Consider the following 407-nt stretch of genomic DNA (forward strand, 5'->3'; position numbering starts at 1 on the left):
CCGATCGACCCGCTGAGGGCTTCGCCTTCTCGCTGGAGCAGGCCATCGCCGCCGCCTCTGCCGAGGCCGACGCCGCGGCCGCCTCTGGCCGCCCGTTGCGCATCGCCGTGCCCAAAGGCTCCCTGAACACCGAGGCCATCGCCTGTTTGGAAGAGGCCGGGCTCGACGTGACGGGACTTGCCAATCCGGGCCGCGCACTCGTCATTTCCAACCCCGGGGTCGACTACATCATCGTGCGGCGCTCCGACGCGCCCGTCTTCGTGGCCCTGGGCGCCGCCGACTGCGGCATCTGCGGCAAGGACTCGCTTCTGGAAGTGGGCGCGGCCGTGGAGGAGCTGGTCGATCTGCGCATCGGCGGCTGCCGCTTCGTCGTGGCGGAGTCGGCCGGCACGAGTGCGGCCATCGAG

Annotated in this window: 1 protein-coding gene; it reads left to right on the top strand. The window is 71.3% G+C overall.

Going from position 1 to position 407, the window contains the following annotated elements:
• Positions 1 to 407: ATP phosphoribosyltransferase (gene hisG / locus NE591_RS12850; RefSeq protein ID WP_256156813.1), on the top strand; the 407-nt coding region annotated here is incomplete at both ends.

The organism is Adlercreutzia sp. DFI.6.23 (assembly GCF_024462535.1).
Lineage (GTDB): Bacteria > Actinomycetota > Coriobacteriia > Coriobacteriales > Eggerthellaceae > Adlercreutzia > Adlercreutzia rubneri.